Genomic DNA, 19,135 nt, shown 5'->3' with positions numbered 1-19,135 from the left:
TACTACGCGCAGACTTTGTCCGCGTTGAACGAGATTTCTCTGGTCTCTCCTGGGTAGGGTGGCGTTATGCGACGCGTAGTTTGCCCAGGCTCCTTCGATCCGGTCCACAAAGGTCACCTCGAGATCATCATGCGGGCAGCCGTCCTCTTCGATGAAGTGGTCGTCGCAGTGTCCACCAACCCGGACAAGTCCTATCGCTTCTCCGAGGACGAGCGGGTGGAGATGGTCCGGGAATCCGTGGCCGGTTTCTCGGGTATCACCGTGGCGCCCATGGGGAACGGGCTCCTGGCAACCTACGTCAAGAGCCTCAATGCCGATGCCATCCTGAAGGGGCTACGTAGTTCCGCGGATTTCGAGTTCGAATCCCCGATGGCGGCCATGAACCGGCATCTGACCGGTGTCGAAACCATCTACCTGCAGGGTGACGGTGCCTACGCGCAGGTGTCCTCCAGCCTGATCAAGCAGGTTGCCGGCCTGGGCGGCGACATTTCTGCCTTTGTTCCGAAGGCCGTCATCTCGCGGCTGAGTTGATCCAGCAGGATGTAGGCGAGCGTTCCCGGCTCCGGCTGGCGAGCGATTATCAGCGGCCTTTCAGGGGTGGTTCGGTACTCTGGACCAAGTCACGCCGCCGTCCAGGTGGCTTTTGCATGTCCAAGGAGCTTCTATGAGCAGTCAGTCTGCGAGCACGGAGTACGTGCCCCGCCGAATGCATCGAAAGCCCCGCCGGGTGGGACGGACCGTCTTGCTCTCGGTGGCGATGGCTCTGGTGTGCGTGCTGGCCGTAGGAAGTACATACGCAGACAGACTGCTGACCGGACTGAACTCCGCCAACCACGTGAACAAGGCAGACGTCCTCCCATCGTATTCGGACCAGCCCACCAAGGATCCGGGTGACGAGTCGATGAACATCCTCCTGCTCGGTGCTGACAAGTCACAGTCGGGAGAGAAACTGAGCTTCACCGACAAGAGTGGGGACCAGCGTTCCGACTCCATGATGTGGGTTCATATTCCCGCAGATCGCTCCGGCGTCTACATCATGTCCATCATGAGAGACCTGTGGGTGGACATCCCGGGACATGGAGAGGCCAAGCTCAACGCAGCCATGCAATATGGCGGCGTGCCACTGCTGGCACAGACCTTGGAAAGCAAGTTGGGCGCCAAGATCGATCACTTCGTCGCCGTGGACTTCGACGGATTCCGAGGCCTGACGAATGCGATCGGGGGCGTCAAGGTCAACAACCCGGTTGATTTCTGCGCGTACAAGAGCAATCCGCCGACCTGCTACAAGAAGGGCACCATCAGCGTCAAGGGCAACCGGGCCCTGCGCTGGGTGCGCGAACGTCACGCCTTCGTCGACGGTGACTACCAGCGCGTGCGTAACCAGCAGCAATTCCTGAAGGCGATCTTCAAGAAAACCCTGAGTCCGGAAGTGCTCTCCAACCCCAACAAGATCCTGAACCTGGCAGAACAGGTGCTGCCCTACGTCACCATCGATGACGAACTTGGAGACGCCTCGTACCTGGCCGGCCTGGCCGGGCAGATGACCTCATTGAGATCCGGGGACATCCATAGCTTCACCTTGCCCACCGCCGGCACCGGCACCTCGAGCGGGGGCGCATCGATCGTGCTGCCTGACGAGGGTGCCATCGCCGAAGTGGGCCGAGGGATCAAGGAGGGCAAGATGGCCACGGTGTACAAGAATCTGCCGGAGGATTCCAAGAAGTAGGTCACACCTGGAATGCGCTGAACGTAGAACTCGCGCTTGTAGACTCGTCCAAGGCGGCGCCCACCGGCGTGCAGCCGAACGCTCACGAAGGATCTCTTCAAGGTCATGACCGCTGCCGAATACGCCGCCGAACACGGCTTGCAGAGGGTTGGTGCCCGCCCAGGGCCCATCACCTATCTCAAGCAGACGTGGGCGCGTCGGGATTTCGCCTACACGCTTGCCAAGTCGAGGATCAAGGCGCGGAACCAGGCAAACCGGCTGGGCATGCTGTGGGAAATCCTCAAGCCCACCATCAACGCCTTGATGTACGGGTTCATCTTCGGAATCCTGCAGGGTGGACGCAGAGGACCGGATTTCCCCGCCTACGTGGTGGTCGGCGTGTTCCTCTTCGAGTTCTTCTCCCACTCCATGGCCAATGGAGCCAAATCCATCATCGGCAACCGGGCACTGGTTCAATCGCTGAACTTTCCACGGCTGACGCTGCCGGTCTCCGTGATCATCCAGCAGTTGCTCACCCTGGCGCCCATGATCGTCGTGATGTTCATCTACGTGCTCATCCTGGGGCAGACACCCAAATGGTCATGGTTCTACATCGTGCCGATCGTGGGACTACTGACTCTGCTGAGCATGGGTATCGCGATGATCTGTGCCCGTCTGACGGTGCATTTCCACGATCTGACGCAGCTGATTCCGTTGGTCACGCGGTTCTTCTTCTTCACCTCCGGCGTGCTCTTCTCCGTGGACAACCTCTTCAAGTCCTGGCCGTGGTTGGTCACGGTCTACGACTTCCACCCCATTTACCAGGTCCTTGAGATCGCGCGCGGAGCAATCCTGGACGAAAGGACCTTCGACCCCATGCACTGGATCGGGCTCTCCGCGTGGTCCGTGGTCCTGCTCATTGGTGGATTCTTCTTCTTCTGGCAGGCTGAGGAGCGTTATGGCCGAGACAACTGACAACGACTCTCCCGAACTCGGCCTGAACCCAGCGGCCAAGGAACCGGTGGTCGTGGTGGACAACCTGCACGTGAAGTACAAGGTATTCTCCTCCGGACGGGCGGCCGGTGGAGCCGCCAGCAAGGGCCTGTTCACGCGCGCCAGCAAGGGCCTGAAGGAAGTCCATGCGTTGAAGGGCATCAGCTTCACCGCATACAAGAACGAGTCCATCGGCGTCATCGGGTCCAACGGGTCCGGCAAGTCGACCCTGTTGCGCACCATCACCGGTCTCACTCCAGCGTCAGAAGGCGCTGTGTGGGCCTCGAGCCGGCCCAATCTGCTCGGCGTGGGTGCTGCGCTCATCCCGGCGCTCTCTGGCAACGACAACATCACTCTGGGATGCCTGGCGCTCGGTTTCAACCGGGCCGAGATCGAGGAGCTGCGGCCGCAGATCATCGAGTTCGCCGAATTGCAGGACTTCATCGATTTCCCGATGAAGACCTACTCCTCTGGCATGTCGGCCCGCCTGAAGTTCGCGATCGCCGCCTCGAAGCAGCACGACATCCTGATCGTGGACGAGGCCCTTGCCGTGGGTGATGCCCGCTTCCGCAAGCGGAGCGAAGCCAAGATCCGGGAGATCCGTGAGAACGCCGGTACGGTTTTTCTGGTGTCGCACTCCATGCGTTCCATTCGCTCCACGTGTACGCGTGCCATTTGGATCGAGAAGGGCGTCCAGAAGATGGACGGGACCCCGGACGAGGTCATCAAGGCGTACGAGGCCTCCCGCAGCGCAAGCAACCTCACGGCGGAGCAGAAGGCTGCCGCTGCCAAGAAGCGAAAGCTAGCTGCAGCAAGGAAGCGCAAGGCGGAGGCCGCCAAGAAGGCGGCAGCTGAAAAGAGGGCCGCGGACCCGACCACGGACTAGTCCGGGACCGCGGTGACGCAAACAGGTCTGTGAAGCACGGCGGGCCCTGATCCTCATGGACCAGGGCCCGCCGTGCTGCCGCTTACTTCATTCGCCGCGAAGGGGGCGCAGACTCAGACTGCCGTATTTGGTGGGATAGGCTTCGAGGTCTCCCACGACGATGGGCAAGGTACTGACATCCGTAGGTGCAGCCAGACGGTTGCGGTTGCGGCGCCCGTCGACCCAAACATCCAGGTAGAAGTCGGTGAAGTCCTCCGAAGCCTCGAAAAGGCGTTTCGAGGCAACCTCGGCAGCGAACATGAGCCCACGAGGCGTCATCTGAGGTTCAGCGAAAACGCGACCGTAGATCGGTTGCTTACGAGCCATCCAGGTCAGTGCCATCGCTGTCACTCGCTCGAATTCCCCGGGTGGAAGAAGCACCTCGATGGTGAAGACAACTCTCTCGTTGTCGACCTGCAGTGAATTGAGGTTCGCAGCGACCGTAGCGGGGTTCTCTTTGGAACGGCGTGATTGAGCATCAGTGAGGGCATCGGCCCAACGGTTCGTCACCGTCTCGGGCGAATAATCCGAAGCTCGGGCGACGGCTGCTGTGGACATGGCGGCGTATTGGTCGGTGTCCATACGAATCAGCTCGTCGATGGCCTCCGCCACAGCTTCGACGTCGCGCTCCGGTACCAAGTACCCGTTGACGCGATTCTGGATCATGTCTGAAGGCCCATAGCGCATGTCGTATGCCACCGGTGGGCAACCTACCGCCATGCTTTCGAGAATGGCGAGAGGCTGACCCTCGGCAGAGCTCGTGAGCAAGCTGAATCCGGCCGTCTTGAGCTGGTGACTCGCGTTCTTGTCGAAACCGCGGAGTCTGACCCGGTCGCCGACGCCGAGTTCATCGATGACCCCTTGCAAGAAGTCTTCTTCGGGACCGCGCCCATAGATGTCCAAAGTTGCTTCCGAGGTTGTCGCAGCAACAGCACGAATGGCGTGTTCGAGTCTCTTGACCTTGTCGAGTCGAGCCATGGTGATACCTCTGGCTCGTTCGTGCTGGTTCGGAGCGAGATGCTCCATCGGTGCTTGAGGATTCGGCACCACCGACACGTTGGGTCCTGCGATTCCAGCTGCCGTCAGGTCATCGAGGTGGCGCTGCGTGAGAGTCGCAACGAGGTCAAAACCGTCCAGGTCCTTGAACAACCCGATCTTGTTCTTGGTCAGCGGACCCAATGGATCAGATCTGCGTTGCAGATGCGGCGAGTGGATGGTCTGAATGGTGGTCGCACTCGGGTTGCGGTATTTTCCCAGGAGGCCGCCCGCAAAGTGGGAGTCACTGAAAAGGTAGGTGGGACGTCGCCCGATCACCTCATCGAGCCACGAATAGTAGAAAGAAGTTGCTGACCTCCATTCGCCGCTGACGCGCCCACGCCGATCGAACAGCGTCAGCCGTGCTCCGCCAAGTTCCCCCCGAACCTTCATATCCCTACGGTAGGAAGCCGCAACGGTTCCATCGGATCGGAAATGATCCGTCTGGAGTGCTTTACCCTTGGCATTGAAACGTTCGGCTACTCGATCGCCGCCGAATTCCAGAGTGTCCTCCACCGAACGAGGATCCTGCAGATGGTCGCCGACGAGACTCCTCAAGGCGCGGTCCGTCCACGTAATGACGTCTTCCCAGGGACTACGGATCTCCGCCTCAGAGGTCAAATGGCCGCCGGCGGACAGTCTGTCCTTGAAGACGTCCAGAGACTCTGCGGGGCTGAGCAAGAACAAGCGGCACCGACGTTTCCACGCTGTGGCCAGCATGGACGTACGGGCAAGCATGATCTTGGTCATGCCTCCATAGTTGGGTTCGATGCCCCAGAAGACACTGACAATGTCTCCCTTTGGCGGACTGGACAGATGTGGCATAGGGGTACCTCAGGAAGCCGCAGGACCGGACACGTAGACGGAGGACCAGGGCTTTGCACCACGTCGCCACGATGTGATGTGAGGCTCGGCCGGGGAAATGTAGCGCGGTTGAGCGTTCCATTCGGGAGTCAGCACTCGAGCTACGGGGCCAAGAATGACATTGAAGGCGTCTTCCAGTGACGCCTGCTTCAACTGGGCCAAGGAGTCGACGTCCGCAAGTGTTCCTGCCGCCCGAAGTGCATCGGCATCGAAGGCCATCACGCCAGTGTCGAGGGCGATGAAATCGCGTTCGAGGCCGTTGGTGGCCTTGAACGTGAATTCGAGTGCACGGGAGTGCTCGGCCTTGAAACCCGAGGCCAGTCGCCTGATCAGAGTCAGCCCGCTGTGACAATTCTTGCGCGGGTCGGCTGCGGCGGCCAGAGGCGCGTCGCCGAGTGCTTCGACCAAAGAGGCGACGTCGGTGTGAATGTGTGCAGCGGCCGGGAGAACCACGGCCTTACCGGTTGCTCGGTCCATGGCCGTCAGGACCAAACCATCGTGTCCGGCGGAGTAGTTCGCCGCCGCAGTGTCGATCCATTCGACAATGTGGTTGCCTGCAGCAGTGGTCACGGCCTTGCGTGTTGCACCAGAAACCTTGGATGCGGCCACCAGCAGTCTAAGCGGACGGCTTGAGTGCTCCACCAGCGAGGAGACGAGGGGCTTGAGTCCCTTGACCTCGGCGTCGCGAGCATCGATGACCACGTCAAGGATCTGGTCCTGTTCGGGGCTGGACGGCGTATGCGATGTGGCGAGATTCCGGTGGAAGCTACCGCACGATGTGAGTCGCTCACGTGCAGACTCGACATCGGGAGCAACCAGTTCACGCCAGGCGGCTCGCACTTCATGCGGGGACTGGCCCTGGGCAATGAGCTGCAGCATCGCCGAGATCTTCTCGCGGATCTTGGTCCGCATGACCTCCAGCCCGTCATCCGTGAGATCGATCAAACCGCCGAAGCGGTTGTCGGACGGATTCTTCGGTAGGAACGTGACCGTGGATCCAACGGAGCGTGAAGGCAAGTAGCTGTGAAGTCGGGATGTCGTGACCTTGGCGTATTCGTCGGCGTATCCAGTGACCCAGCGGCGGGCCTCACGGAGATTCTCCAGGTTGGTCATTTCCTTCATGTCATCGACTTCCTGGATCCGGAATTCTCCGGGACCGGTCTTCGGGGAGTCGACGAACAAAGCCTTGTCGCGCTTGTCTGGACCTTCGGTTGCGAACAGAGTATCGACCGTGGTCGTGATACAGCCTGAGAAGAACGCCGGGACACCGACCGCGGTCAAGAGGGCAACAGACTGCCAATCGCGGCAGCCAATCGGTCCGATCTCGCGTAGGTAGTCGATGGCTTCCGGGGTCAGCATCTCCGGATACCGGAAGTACATCGAGATCGGGATCGGATGCAGGTTCGGGTGGAACGGCAGGTTGTAACCGCCGGCATATGTTGCATGCATGTACCAGCCGTACATGATGGCCCATGTGGGTTCAGGCAGATCCTGATAGACGTTTCCGTCCCGGTACAGGTCAATCAGATTGATGCTCCGTTCGGGCGAATCGACGACGCCGTCCGCCTTCAGACGGGACTTGGCTTCCGCGACGAACTTGGTGAGTTCGGTATCACCCGTGTACGTGAAGCCGCTGTGCCGGACGAGGTTTCCCATGGCTGCGATCGTCTGAATCGAGTCACCGATGTTGCGTGAGACAGTGTTGGGCTGCTGGTAACTCAGCAACCCGAAATTGATGGCCTGATCGCTGGTCTTGATGGGTTTGCGGAACGATCCGCCGGGTAGCCAACTACGCTCGCGGTCCGTGCCGGCACGTACGGCTTTGGTGATGGTCGAGGCTGGACGGCTATCGATCTCGTCAAGCAATTGTGTGGCTTGAGCTTCCGCGCCCGTGCTGGCGGCGTCTCGAGAGATTCGCAGCAGGTAGGCGGACTTCCAAGCCGTGTGGCCCTGGTTCTTGAGGCGCTCGTTCAGCACCTCAGTGGCTTCTTGGGGATTGGATTCGAAACCAACTCGATAGAAAACATCGGCGATGAGGTCGGTGAGTGAATCCGGCAGGGCCTTGAGAGTAGCCCAAGCGATTCCAGGGTTGGAGTGCTGAGCCTGAACCAGCCCAAGGACCAGATTGCCTTCGTCGCTTTGCCCGCTTCGATCACGCAGGGAAAGACCCAGGGAGACGGCTTCCTGCATCTTCTTGGTCTTGAGTAGTGCCTGCGCCGCGCTGATCCAGCCTTCGGCGGAAGAACCGCCCCGGATGACTGTCTCTACTGCTGCAGCGCGGGCCACAGTCTCCGGATCGTTCTGAAAGGTTGATGCAACCTTTGAAGGAGCTGAAACGGCAGCGACAGGTGAGCCCGACTTGGACGGGGTGCCGGTAGAACGGCGACCCGCTGCGCGTTCCACTGTCGGCAGTACTTTCGCCGCCACGCGCCGGGCAAGGCGTTTGGGGAGTGGTTGCGACGGACCTGCAGGCATACGAAGCTCCTGTGGAGAGACGGAAAGTTTGGCTTCACTCTACCGTCGCGGAGCCGTTGGATCGTTGACCGCGCTGCGAGGAGTCACGGCGGTCGGCCGCTAAACTTCACGAAGGCGCAGTCGACGACGAACAGGAGCCAGCATGACCAAGACCGTGATCACTTACGGCACCTTCGATATGTTCCACATCGGACACCTCAATATCCTCAAGCGGTTGAGGGAAAAAGGCGACCGGTTGATCGTGGCCGTGTCCACGGATGAGTTCAATGCAGTGAAGGGCAAGAAGCCGATCATCCCGTTCGAGCAGCGCGCAGAGATCGTGCGGGCCATCAAGTACGTGGACCTGGTCATCCCGGAGGAGAACTGGGAACAGAAGCGTACCGACGTGGACAAGTATGACGTCGACGTTTTCGGCATCGGTGAGGACTGGAAGGGCAAGTTCGACGACCTCGAGGACAAGGTCGAGGTGTACTACTTGCCGCGCACCGACGGCATCTCCACCACGGAGTTGAAGCGCGTGTTGTCCAACTTCGATTCCACCAAGGTGGACGCACTCAAGGGTGCGCTGGACGTCATAGACCAGATCGTGAAGGAACTGAGCTGAGGCTTCACTTCAGGTCGGGGGCGGGCTCTGTGCCCGCCCCCGACTTGTCAGCGCACTCGCCGGGTCATCCTGTGCAGGAGCGACTTGGGACCGGCCAATAGGTTTGACCACTTCCTGGGTTGAAGGAAGCGATCCACCACCCGTTCCGCGCTGTGTCCGTCCGCATGGGGATTGAACTGACTCGAGAACTCGCTCACCCGCGGGTCGTCTCCGGCGTCGGCGGTGACGAGCGCACGGTCCAGGGCGGAGAACAACCCTTCCTGCGTGGTCACGACCTCGCCGGGCACCGTCGATTCATAATCCAGGTAGAAGCCGCGCAGTTCCTCGCGGTAGTTCTCGAGATCCGGTGCGAAGAACACCATGGGGCGCTTCAGGATCGAATAGTCGAAGAACACGGATGAATAGTCAGTCACCAGGACGTCTGCGGCGGAGTAGAGATCCTGGATCTCGGGGTACCTTGACACATTGATGATCCGGCCGGCGAGCTCTCTCGGAATCGGTGTTCGCAGCCGGGACAACATGTGCATCCTCAGCAGCAGGACGGTATCTGGGCCGAAGTGAGCAGCGAATTCCTCCGGATCGAAGGCGAGTTCGAACGCGAAGTTTCCTCTTCCGATGGGCTGGTCATCGCGGAAGGTTGGTGCGTAGAGAATGACCTTTGCATCGGAAGGAATATCGTATTCATCCAGGATCCGCGCCCTGACTTCCGCATGATCCTGCAGCACCAGGGCGTCGTTACGCGGCGAACCGATATCCACCGCTGGACCTTCGTAACCGTAAGCGCTGCGCAGTGCCGCCGTCGTGTGGTGGTTTGGCGAGATCAGGACGCTCCACTGCTTGGCGGCCAATGTGACACGGTCGATGTACCCCTCGCTGCGGCCATGAACCACCTCGATGTCACGAGCCATCTTCTTCAGCGGCGTGCCGTGCCACGTCTCGACGAATGTTCTGCCCGGGCCACGGGTGATGTAGAACTGCGGATTCTGATTCGTGACGAAAGCGCCAGCACGGGCGATGGTCCAGAAGTACCGCGGTGACAGGCGCAACACGGCTTCACTCGTGGGTTCGTCGAAAACCATTCGCCTGTTGTATGACCAGACCTTCCGTCGAGGATCGCCGCGTCGCACGAGTTCGTCGTAGATCGCCTTGGGGCTGTCGTTGAGCTGGCGGCCCAGTCCCGCCTCGAACACGATCAGGTCGTGATCTGCGGGGAACTTGGACACCACCTTGTACATGGTCCGCATCAGCGGGTGGTAGTACTTGCTCTTCCTGAACCGCCGGAAGAGCATGTTCTCCAGCTCACCCACAGCCTGAGGACGTGTGGGGAGTGCAGGACGGGGGGTGTCCCGGATTGCTTGGAACACGCGTTCCGAGTGCAGGGTGTCGCGATCGGCAATGAAACGATCTGCTCGGTGAATATAGTGCTCATCCATCGTGAAATCGGCCGCTGCGATGGCATCCAGCGCGTCCAGCACGCCGTCAAGGTCGCGGACGATGGGCCCAGGGAGCTCCTTGGCAAGATCGGCGTGCGGCCGACTTCCTCGGAACATGCGCTTGGAGTCGAACTGGTAGAAGACCACGGGTTTGTGCAGGAACGAGAAGTCCCAAGCCACGGACGAATAGTCCGTGATGAGGGTGCCGGCCTCCCGAAGCATCTGCTGGATGTTCACCTCGCCCTGGATGGCAACCGTGGCTCCGAGATCCTCGAAGTGGCGCTTGTAGGTCGACATGTTGGGGTGGAGCAGGAACATGATGTCCAGGTCTTGTTCCTCGGCGAGGGCACGCAGGCGATCGCTGCTGAGCAGGTCGCGCCAGGCCTCGAAGTACTGAGAGGCCTGGAAGCCGTCGTCGGTCTGGAGCCACGGGCGCCACGTCGGCATGATCAGCAACTTGTGGGGATCGGCCTGAACGGTTCCGTCGAAGAGCTGATCGAACCGGGGTAGGCCGGTTGGCTTGACCATGTCCGGGTCGTAGCCGAGGTCCCTGACCACCAGCTGCTTCTCTCGCTCGGAGGAAACCATGAACAAATCGGTGGAGAAGGAGGGCACCTTTCGCCCATACAGGGTGTTGAGCCACTTCATACCGATGACTCCGTGCTGGAGGAAAACCTTGGTTGCCCTGACGACACGTTGGAACTTCTCGCTGCGAGTGGGCAGGAGGTAGTCGGGGTGATGCGTGCCGACCAGTGCCTCGGCGGTGGCCGCCAGCCTGATGTGTTCCGCGCTTCGGTAGTCCACGATGTGGTCCAGGTCCTGGATCTCGGCCCGATCCGGTGAGGCTGCGTCCAGCACGTAGTACGCGTCGATCTCTGGGTGCGCGTTCCTGAGATAGCGAAAGAGCACCGCGCCGCTGTCCTGTGCCTTCAGAGGTTGTTCTCCGATGAGCCACACCGGGCGTTGGCTCCGCTTCCCGTAACTGACCAAAGGCTTGCGGGAGATCGCCGCCAGTTCGGCCAAGGCCGCCGCACTGAAGCGCTCCAAGCGGAACGAGGTGTTCTTCGCCTTCACCGTGTAGTACGGGATGATCTTCAGGGCTTCGTCGCCGCGGACGTAGGAGCCTTCGTTGGTCATCTGACGTGCCTTGAAGCGCGTACGTCCCACACGAGAGGCGAGTTCTCCCGGAGCGGCGCCATCGAACTCCGTGCGGATGCGCGCGTCGACCAACATGTCTGCGGGCAGGTCTTCACGGAGAGTCTCTGCAAAATCGAACTCTGCCTCGAAGGTGCGGCGGTCGTGACCGTAGTGGTCGCGCTGCCACTGCACGTCATTGGGCCCCAAGGCGACTCGGGCGCTGTGGACGGTTTCCGTACCTCGCTCGGTCAACTCGAGCCAGGCATCGGTGGCACGGGCATGACGGTGACGAAGTTCGCCGATCATACGCATGTGTGAGCCATGCATGCGCAGAGAATGAACCACCACGGCCTGATGCGGTGTCAAAGCCGCGTTGAACCACAAGGTGATGAAGCCTCGGCGCCCACAGTAGACGGTGACGGGCGACGCCGTATCGAAGCTGAGCGCTCCGGCAAGATGAGTTTCATGTGCCCGGCCCAGGAGGAAGAGCCCGTGCCCTTCCGGAAGGGATGACGGAGACTTTTCCTGGTCCACTACGCCGGTGTCCTCAGGGATCAGGTCATCGCATTCGACGTAGAGCGTGGCCCTGCCGATCCAGGAACCCGTTGCGAGGTCGGTGGGCCAGACAGGGAGCAGAGCAACTGCGTCCTCCTCCTGGTCCTCGACAGAGACGGGTGAATCGGCGTCCTCGACGGAGTCGTCCTCGTCGGCCGGCTTGTCACCCGCGGAGTCGTCTGCGTCGGCCGATTTGGAGGACCGCGGGGGTTGCGCCTCGGTCGTCAGCCCCAGAGGGGACACCGAGGATTTCGCGACGGCCTGGCTCGGTGCGGATTCAAGATCCACGTTGAAGTGCCAGGTTCCGTTCTCGCCGGAGATCTCGGCCTCGAGCGGCACCCAGTGGTGCTGGCCAAAACGGAGCCACAGCGCAACGGGGGACAGCTTCTCATCCCAGCCGGCGGATATGTCCAGGTGGGTACCCTTTGCGGAGATATCGAGTTTGCGCGGTCTCAATTGCCGTCGGGGTCGCAACTCTGTTTCCACGGGGACTGTTTGGCTCATGGGGTCCTTCGTCGGAGGTACACGGTGCGTACACGGCACCAAACTTGTACAGCAGTCTAGGCCGCACGGGACTCACAACAGTCCAGGACGTGGCTGCGCCGAGGTGTTGGTGTCGGTCGAATCGGAAAATAGTGTGGTGTGTCACTTGGCGCGCCGAAAGGAGCCTTTCTGTTTGTTCGAACCAGGGTCGCGGGATAGACTGATGTGTCGGTTTGTGCCCCAAAGTGTCGAGGAGTCGTGAGAGAAGATGGGTGAGAACGTGCTTGAAGCTACGCCGAACCCCGCTTCGCCATGGGTCTTCGGTGTCCAGGAACTGGCTCGCGCAGCCGGAACCATGCGGGAGGAGTCCGGAGTGTTCCGGGCACCTGCAGACCTGTCCTTGGCCCTGATCGGCGTTGAAGAGGGCTCCGACGTGGAGACCGATCTTCGCCTCGAGGCCGTGCACGAAGGGGTCCTGGCCACCGGGACCGCCACCGTCCATGTGACGGGGGAGTGCGGGCGCTGCCTGGACCCGATCGTGTATGACCTGGACGTCGACCTGCAGGAACTGTTCTTCTCCAAGGACAGGATCGTGCAAGGCGAGGACGACGAGGAGCAATTCCTCATCGAGAACGACTACATCGACTTGGAGCCGGTGCTCCGGGATGCGGTCGTGACCAACTTGCCGTTCCAACCGGTGTGCCGGGAGGACTGCCAGGGCCTGTGCGCCCAGTGCGGGGTACGGTTGGACGAGAACCCGGGGCATCACCACGACGTGGTGGACCCTCGTTGGGCAGCCCTACAGGGCCTGACCAACGACACCGAGTGAGACCTCAAGAGTTTCACCCGGTGGACAACAAGAGCAACGAGATGGAAGAGAGATAGCCGTGGCTGTTCCGAAGCGGAAGATGTCCCGTGCGAATACCCGCGCCCGCCGTTCCCAGTGGAAGGCAACTGCGCCGAACCTGGTGAAGACCGTGGAGAACGGCCGCGTGTCCTACAGCCTGCCTCACCAGGCCAAGGTCGTCACGGATCACAACGGCACCGAGCTGTTCCTTGAGTACAAGGGGCGCAAGGTCGCTGACGCCTGATTCTGCAAAGAATCTTTGAGCAGATCAGATGACTGAATCGCTTGAACTGACGGAGCGTCTCGGGGTCCACATCGACCCTGAGACGCTCCGTTTGGCGTTGACCCACCGTTCTTATGCGTTTGAGCACGGTGGAATCCCGAACAACGAGCGCCTCGAGTTCCTTGGGGACTCGGTGCTCGGTTTCTCGGTGACGGGGTATCTGTACCACCACTATCCCGACCAGCCGGAGGGCCAACTGGCCCGTCGTCGTGCCGCTGTGGTGTCCACCAAGGCCCTTGCCCGCTTGGCGCGTGAGCTCGGGGTGGGGGAGTTCATCCTGCTTGGCCAGGGCGAGATCCTGACCAACGGGCGCGACAAGTCCTCGATCCTGGCTGACACCATGGAGGCGCTCATCGGTGCCACCTACCTGTCTTCCGGTATCGATGAGGCCCGCGACCTGGTCCTGCGCCTCACCGTCCCGCTCCTGAAGGAAGTGGACGAGTCAGGTGCGGGCACGGATTGGAAGACCTGCATCCAAGAAGCGGCTGCCGAGAACGACCTCGGCACGGTGCGTTACGAGGTGGAAGGCTCCGGTCCAGACCACGCTCGAGTCTTCACGGCTGTGCTGCACATTGGTGGTGCCTCCTATTCCAAGGCCGAGGGCCCGTCCAAGAAGGAGGCGGAGCAGCGTGCGGCGGCCGCTTCCTGGCCGGTACTGAAGGCCGATCTCGACGCAGTAGCGAAGGCCGCCGGCCCTAACTCCTCCAACGACTGACGTGCCTGAACTCCCTGAGGTCGAAGTGGTCCGCCGTGGCCTCGAATCCTGGGTCGTGGGCCGACGGATTGAGCGCGTGTCCGTGTTGGACGCGCGCTCAATCCGTCGTCACCACGATGGCCCCGAAGACTTTGTGGCCTCACTGCACAACGTCACGGTGAGGGCGGCCGTACGCCGGGGCAAGTTTCTTTGGCTTCCGTTGTCGGAACCGTCAATGCCCAACGGCGGGTCGACGCCGGCCGCGGTGCCCGCGGCACTCGTGGCGCACCTGGGAATGTCCGGGCAGTTGCTGGTCGAGGAAGCCAGAGCCCCCATGGAAAAGCACGCCAGAGTGGTCCTCGACCTGGAGGAACGGACGGGACTGCCCGGCCAGCTACGCTTCGTGGATCAACGGATCTTCGGGGGCATGTGGCTGTCTCCCTTGATCCCGACCTCGGATGGACTTCCCGGCGGCGCCGGCGACCCAGGTCCCGTGCTTCCAGAAGATGCGGCACATATCGCCAGGGACGTCCTTGACCCAAGCGTCGCGGCGGACGACGCCGGTATTTCGGCTGCCGCTCGGCGGCTGCGCAGAGGATGGATGCACCGCAGCGCTCCGGTGAAGTCAGTCTTGCTCGACCAGACTCAGATCTCCGGGGTCGGCAACATCTACGCCGATGAGGCCCTGTGGCGTGTCCGCATGCACTACCTGACTCCATCCGGCGCCCTGGGCCCTAGCCGGATTGCCGAACTGCTGTGCGCCTTGAGGGACGTCATGATCGATGCCCTGGCAGCAGGAGGGACGAGCTTCGATTCGCTCTACGTCAACGTGAACGGCGCTTCCGGCTACTTTGCCAGGTCCCTGCACGCCTATGGTCGCGCGGGGGAGCTCTGCGACCGCTGCAGGGAGAACGGACACGCCGGGCGCATTGTGCGTGAGGCCTATTCCGGACGTTCCTCGTACCGTTGCACATACTGTCAGCGGGTTCCCCGGTCAAGCGGAAGAGGGTGAGGACGGCATGTACCTGAAGACCCTCACTGTGCGTGGGTTCAAGTCCTTCGCCTCTGCCACGACCTTCGAGTTCGAACCGGGGGTGACGGCTGTCGTTGGGCCCAACGGTTCGGGCAAGTCCAACGTGGTGGATGCTCTGGCCTGGGTCATGGGGGAGCAGGGCGCCAAGACCTTGCGCGGTGGAAAGATGGAAGACGTCATCTTCGCCGGCACGTCCGCACGGCAGGCACTGGGACGCGCCCAGGTCTCACTGACGATCGACAACTCGGACGGTGCCCTTCCCATCGAGTACTCGGAAGTGACGATCTCCCGTACCCTGTTCCGCTCGGGCGGATCGGAATACGCCATCAACGGTTCCCCCTGCCGCCTGTTGGATATTCAGGAACTCCTCTCGGATTCCGGGCTGGGTCGCGAGATGCATGTCATCGTTGGGCAGGGACAGCTGGATCGGATTCTGCGGGCGACTCCGGAGGAGAGACGCGGATTCATCGAGGAGGCTGCCGGCATCCTCAAACACCGGCGGCGCAAGGAAAAGACCCTACGCAAGCTGGATGCGATGCAGGCCAACCTGGCCCGGCTGGAAGATCTGACCGGGGAGATTGCCAAGCAGCTGAAACCGCTGGGTAAACAGGCTGAGACCGCGAGACGAGCGCGTACGGTACAGGCCACTCTGAGGGATGCCAGGTCTCGCCTTCTGGCAGACGACCTCTCCACACTGGAGAACGAGATGAACCAGGCGGCCGCAGAACGAGCGGAACGTGCCGAGGTCGTCACGAGGGCACAGGCAGCAGCAGATCGGGCCGAAGCAGACCTGACGGGTCTTGAGCGGCGTGCGGCCGACGCGGCCCCGCTGGTCGTCGCTGCACGCGATACCTGGTATTCGCTCACGCGGTTGCAGGAACGCTACCGAGCGTTGATCGGGTTGGCGGAGGAACGCCGTCGATTGCTCGGTGCGCCGGAAGAACCTCGCCACGCTGGTGATGATCCGGATGAATTGGACGCCGGCGCTCACCGTGTCGAGGAGCAGGCGGAGGAAGCAGAGCGCGAAGTCGAACGCTTCTCCGAAGCGTTGGAGTCCGCACAAACCGAGCGTAGTGCCGCGGAAGCCGCGCAACGCGCCGAGGACCAGAGGCTGACCGATCTGCTCCGCGCCGTGGCAGACCGACGTGAGGGTCTGGCGAGGCTCGCGGGACAGGTCGGTACAGCTCGCCAACGCCTGGAATCCGCGCAGGATGAACGCGTGCGGATGCAGGAGAGCGGTGAGTCGGCCGGTACCCGTGCCGCTCAAGCAGAGGCGGAACTGGTTGCAGCCAGGGTTGCTTCGGAGGCAGCCGCAGAGGCAACTGTTGAACCGACCGCTGCGCTGGCAACAGCACGCGAACGAGTCAAAGCGGTCAGAGAAGAAGTTCGGTCGGCGCGGTCTGCGGTGGCACCGCTGGCCGAAGCTCGTGCGGGACTCGAATCCCGGGTGCACACGTTGAGTGAGACCCTGCCGCAGGACGTAGGCGCCGAGGCACTGCTGGAGGGGCGTACCGACAGGATCATCGGTGTGCTCGCGGACCGGCTCACGGTGCGTCCTGGGCATGAGCGGGCCGTTGCGGCCGCGTTGGCAGGTGCACAGGGCGGCCTTCTGACGGCTGACCCCGATCTGCTTTCGGATGTCGCGGAGACGTCGGCCGCGGGTGAGGACGGCTCCGTCTGGCTGCTGCATGCCCTCCATGATCAGTTTGTCACCGCACCGCGCGAGCTGCCCGCCGGTGCCACCTGGCTGGTGGAGGTCGTGGAATGCGACGACGCGGACAGGAGGCTGGTGAACCAGCTGCTCGGCTCCGTGGTGCTCGCCTCGGATGACGCACAAGCAAGTGAGCTGGCAGCGTCTGGCGTCATCGCGGTTACCGCTCAGGGTCACCGTTGGGACAACCTCGGCCTCCGCGTGGGGTCGGGGGACACAGCGGCGTTGGCCAGGCGCGCCAGGCTCGAAGAAGCCGTGGCGCAACTCGAAGCGGCTCGTGCTGCAGAGGGAACCGCCCGTGCACACTTCGCCAGAGTGGAACCGAAGCTCGCTGCTGCCCAGGCCGAGGAACAACGAGCGGCGGAGGCGGCACGTATCGCCGGCGAATCCTCTCGGAAGACGGCGGCGGAGGTCCATCGGCTCGAGTCGCTGGCCAACCAGGCCACCCAAGAAGCGGAGCGTGCCAAGCACGCGGAAGCGAGGACGTCGGACGCCGTTTCTCAGGCCAACGCCGCATTGGAGGATCTGGTCAGGAGACTGGACAGCGCTCAAGCCGTGCCCGCAGAAGAGGAGCCCTCGACCGAGGAGCGGGATCGACTGGCCACACAAGCACAGGAGCGGCGCAGCGAGGAAATGCAGGCTCGGCTGGACTTGCGTGCCACACAGGAACAGGCCCAGCGACTCTCGGAACGGGCCAGCGGTCTGCGTCGCGCAGCCCGACGTGAACGTCAGGCGCGTTTCGAAGCCGAGGTACGTGCCCGCCGTCGGGCCAAGGAGGCCGCACGGGCCCAACGCGTAGCTGACCACGCTCGTTTCGCAGCGGAGCGCTTGGCGCACTCCGTCGAGGTGGCTCAGGCAAGCCTACGCACGGCTGAATCGAGACAACGTGCCCTGGGCGCCCAGGTGGATGTTGCGCGGGCTGATTTGGGTCGTGCCAAGGCCGAAGTCACTCGGCTCACCGAAGCGGGACACGCGGATGAAGTGCTGGCTGCGGAACGGCAGGCCAAGCTCGAGCATCTCCGCGAGCGGATCCTGGAGGAGGTGGGGATGACTCCGGAGTACCTTGTGGAGCACTTCGGGCCACACCTTCCCGTACCCGTTGAAGAGAATCCGAACGATCGTTGGGCCGCCTTGCACGTCGAGGTGGACGCGAACGGGAACCCGGTATCCGGGGCTTCCTACGACCGCGCTGAACAGGAGAAACGCCTCAAGCGTGCCGAGCGGGACCTGAACGCACTGGGCAAGATCAATCCGCTGGCCCTGGAAGAGTTCGCGGCGCTGGAGGAACGCCACACCTACTTGTCGGGGCAGCTGGACGATCTCAAACGATCGCGCACGGACCTGTTGGACCTGGTGCGGCAGGTCGATGAGCACGTTCGGGAGGTGTTCACCTCGGCCTACGAGGACACCGCGGTGGAGTTCAAGCGGATCTTCAGCCGCTTGTTCCCGGGCGGCGACGGCGAGCTGGTGCTGACCGACCCCGCAGACATGCTCACCACCGGGATCGAGGTCCACGCCAGACCTGCCGGCAAGAAGGTCAAGCGGCTCTCCCTTCTCTCAGGCGGTGAAAGGTCGTTGACCGCCATCGCCATGCTTGTGGCGATCTTCACCGCACGACCATCCCCGTTCTACGTCATGGACGAGGTCGAGGCCGCGCTGGATGAGCGCAATCTTCTGCGCCTTCTCGGAGTGTTCGGTGACCTCCGAGAGCACAGCCAGCTGATCATCATCACGCACCAGAAGCACACCATGGACATTGCCGATGCCCTCTACGGAGTGTCGATGAGGGGAGATGGGATCACGCAGGTGATCTCGCAGCGGATCGAGGGCGCTCAGAACGCCGCTGGCGCAGAAGAAACCAGTTAGACTTGACAGTTTCGGCACTTGCAGAAGAAGCTGGATGGCGGATCAGGCGCAGACCGGTGGGTTAGAGCCACTGCTTCCAGGCGACCATGTGCAACCTGCTGTCGTTGCGCCTCATAGGCATAGGAGCAACTGTAGGAGACGGTTAAATCGTCGGGTATTTCACCAGAAACGGCACCCGAAAAGGTACAACGGCACCAGCCCGGCAGTTTTCGAGGTGACATTCAAGGGCTTCGCGCAATCGCTGTCGGAGCTGTTGTCCTCTATCATCTGTGGCCTGGTAGGTTGCAGGGTGGTTTCATGGCTCTTCGGATTTGGGGGTGTAGGCGGTTGTTAGTCACGGGTGTGGGTGAAGTGGGTGCGGAAGCCTCCGTCTTCGAGGAGTGCTCGTTTTCTGTAGTAGGTGAGGTTGCGGAATCCCAGCGCCGTGCCGCGGAGGTGTTCGACCCGACCGTTGATCGCTTCGCATGGGCCGTTCGAGGATCCGGGGTGGGT

14 protein-coding genes are annotated in these 19,135 nt (G+C 62.0%); 10 read left to right on the top strand and 4 right to left on the bottom strand.

Annotation, left to right across the window (positions count from 1 at the left end; all coding sequences use genetic code 11):
• Positions 1 to 66: 66 nt before the first annotated feature.
• The 4 genes from coaD to Q0A15_RS01500 all read left to right on the top strand — a co-directional run bounded on the left by coaD (position 67) and on the right by Q0A15_RS01500 (position 3,584).
• On the top strand, positions 67 to 531 hold the full coding sequence (gene coaD, locus Q0A15_RS01515; protein ID WP_291277774.1) for a pantetheine-phosphate adenylyltransferase: 465 nt from the start codon (positions 67 to 69) through the stop codon (positions 529 to 531).
• Positions 532 to 664: 133 nt separating this feature from the next.
• The gene (locus Q0A15_RS01510; RefSeq protein ID WP_291277773.1) at positions 665 to 1,726 is read left to right on the top strand and encodes an LCP family protein; all 1,062 of its coding nucleotides are present in this window, start codon (positions 665 to 667) and stop codon (positions 1,724 to 1,726) included.
• Between the two features lie 105 nt (positions 1,727 to 1,831).
• A complete protein-coding gene (locus tag Q0A15_RS01505; protein ID WP_291277772.1) occupies positions 1,832 to 2,680 on the top strand; it encodes an ABC transporter permease in 849 nt (282 codons plus the stop codon).
• Complete coding sequence (locus Q0A15_RS01500; RefSeq protein ID WP_367273342.1) at positions 2,664 to 3,584, top strand: ABC transporter ATP-binding protein; 921 nt, start codon at positions 2,664 to 2,666, stop codon at positions 3,582 to 3,584. Before Q0A15_RS01505 ends, Q0A15_RS01500 begins: the two co-directional genes overlap by 17 nt.
• An 87-nt stretch (positions 3,585 to 3,671) precedes the next feature.
• On the opposite strand, the gene Q0A15_RS01495 is transcribed toward Q0A15_RS01500, so the two are convergent.
• Together Q0A15_RS01495 and Q0A15_RS01490 are read right to left on the bottom strand one after the other, a co-directional pair.
• Positions 3,672 to 5,408 (bottom strand): glycosyltransferase, encoded by a 1,737-nt coding sequence (locus tag Q0A15_RS01495; protein ID WP_291277771.1) that lies wholly within the window; start codon positions 5,406 to 5,408, stop codon positions 3,672 to 3,674.
• 84 nt (positions 5,409 to 5,492) lie between these two features.
• Positions 5,493 to 7,808, bottom strand: coding sequence for a hypothetical protein (locus Q0A15_RS01490; protein WP_291277770.1), 2,316 nt, complete (start codon positions 7,806 to 7,808; stop codon positions 5,493 to 5,495).
• Positions 7,809 to 8,139: 331 nt separating this feature from the next.
• On the opposite strand from Q0A15_RS01490, the gene Q0A15_RS01485 reads away from it, so the two are divergent.
• Positions 8,140 to 8,601: an adenylyltransferase/cytidyltransferase family protein gene (locus Q0A15_RS01485; RefSeq protein ID WP_291277769.1), complete on the top strand. Its 462-nt coding sequence runs from the start codon at positions 8,140 to 8,142 to the stop codon at positions 8,599 to 8,601.
• Positions 8,602 to 8,648: 47 nt separating this feature from the next.
• Here the strand turns inward: Q0A15_RS01485 and Q0A15_RS01480 are convergent, their stop codons facing one another.
• Entirely contained in the window at positions 8,649 to 12,230 is a 3,582-nt protein-coding gene (locus Q0A15_RS01480; RefSeq protein WP_291277768.1) for a CDP-glycerol glycerophosphotransferase family protein, read from the bottom strand.
• A 247-nt stretch (positions 12,231 to 12,477) separates the two neighbouring features.
• On the opposite strand from Q0A15_RS01480, the gene Q0A15_RS01475 reads away from it, so the two are divergent.
• From Q0A15_RS01475 to smc, 5 genes are read left to right on the top strand one after another with little or no spacing between them, the layout of a single operon-like run.
• The gene (locus tag Q0A15_RS01475; protein ID WP_291277767.1) at positions 12,478 to 13,038 is read left to right on the top strand and encodes a YceD family protein; all 561 of its coding nucleotides are present in this window, start codon (positions 12,478 to 12,480) and stop codon (positions 13,036 to 13,038) included.
• Between the two features lie 58 nt (positions 13,039 to 13,096).
• Complete coding sequence (gene rpmF, locus Q0A15_RS01470) at positions 13,097 to 13,300, top strand: 50S ribosomal protein L32 (RefSeq protein ID WP_291277766.1); 204 nt, start codon at positions 13,097 to 13,099, stop codon at positions 13,298 to 13,300.
• Between the two features lie 28 nt (positions 13,301 to 13,328).
• The gene (gene rnc / locus Q0A15_RS01465; RefSeq protein WP_291277765.1) at positions 13,329 to 14,054 is read left to right on the top strand and encodes a ribonuclease III; all 726 of its coding nucleotides are present in this window, start codon (positions 13,329 to 13,331) and stop codon (positions 14,052 to 14,054) included.
• Position 14,055: 1 nt separating this feature from the next.
• Entirely contained in the window at positions 14,056 to 15,045 is a 990-nt protein-coding gene (gene mutM / locus Q0A15_RS01460; RefSeq protein WP_291277764.1) for a bifunctional DNA-formamidopyrimidine glycosylase/DNA-(apurinic or apyrimidinic site) lyase, read from the top strand.
• A 7-nt stretch (positions 15,046 to 15,052) separates the two neighbouring features.
• Positions 15,053 to 18,643: a chromosome segregation protein SMC gene (gene smc, locus Q0A15_RS01455; RefSeq protein ID WP_291277763.1), complete on the top strand. Its 3,591-nt coding sequence runs from the start codon at positions 15,053 to 15,055 to the stop codon at positions 18,641 to 18,643.
• Between the two features lie 330 nt (positions 18,644 to 18,973).
• Here smc and Q0A15_RS01450 read toward each other — a convergent pair.
• The coding region (locus Q0A15_RS01450) for a transposase (protein ID WP_291277786.1) at positions 18,974 to 19,135 on the bottom strand (162 nt) is incomplete at its 5' end.

It is taken from the genome of Galactobacter sp. (assembly GCF_022712295.1).
Taxonomy (GTDB): domain Bacteria; phylum Actinomycetota; class Actinomycetes; order Actinomycetales; family Micrococcaceae; genus Galactobacter.
This window is presented reverse-complemented; position numbering and strand designations above follow the sequence as displayed.

Bases quoted from the DNA above. Each gene is read 5' to 3' on its own strand.
- rnc (WP_291277765.1), top strand. From the start codon at position 13,329: ATGACTGAATCGCTTGAACTGACGGAGCGTCTCGGGGTCCACATCGAC.
- Q0A15_RS01500 (WP_367273342.1), top strand. From the start codon at position 2,664: ATGGCCGAGACAACTGACAACGACTCTCCCGAACTCGGCCTGAACCCA.
- Q0A15_RS01480 (WP_291277768.1), bottom strand. From the start codon at position 12,230: ATGAGCCAAACAGTCCCCGTGGAAACAGAGTTGCGACCCCGACGGCAA.
- smc (WP_291277763.1), top strand. From the start codon at position 15,053: ATGTACCTGAAGACCCTCACTGTGCGTGGGTTCAAGTCCTTCGCCTCT.
- Q0A15_RS01510 (WP_291277773.1), top strand. From the start codon at position 665: ATGAGCAGTCAGTCTGCGAGCACGGAGTACGTGCCCCGCCGAATGCAT.
- Q0A15_RS01505 (WP_291277772.1), top strand. From the start codon at position 1,832: ATGACCGCTGCCGAATACGCCGCCGAACACGGCTTGCAGAGGGTTGGT.
- coaD (WP_291277774.1), top strand. From the start codon at position 67: ATGCGACGCGTAGTTTGCCCAGGCTCCTTCGATCCGGTCCACAAAGGT.
- Q0A15_RS01495 (WP_291277771.1), bottom strand. From the start codon at position 5,408: ATGACCAAGATCATGCTTGCCCGTACGTCCATGCTGGCCACAGCGTGG.
- Q0A15_RS01475 (WP_291277767.1), top strand. From the start codon at position 12,478: ATGGGTGAGAACGTGCTTGAAGCTACGCCGAACCCCGCTTCGCCATGG.
- Q0A15_RS01485 (WP_291277769.1), top strand. From the start codon at position 8,140: ATGACCAAGACCGTGATCACTTACGGCACCTTCGATATGTTCCACATC.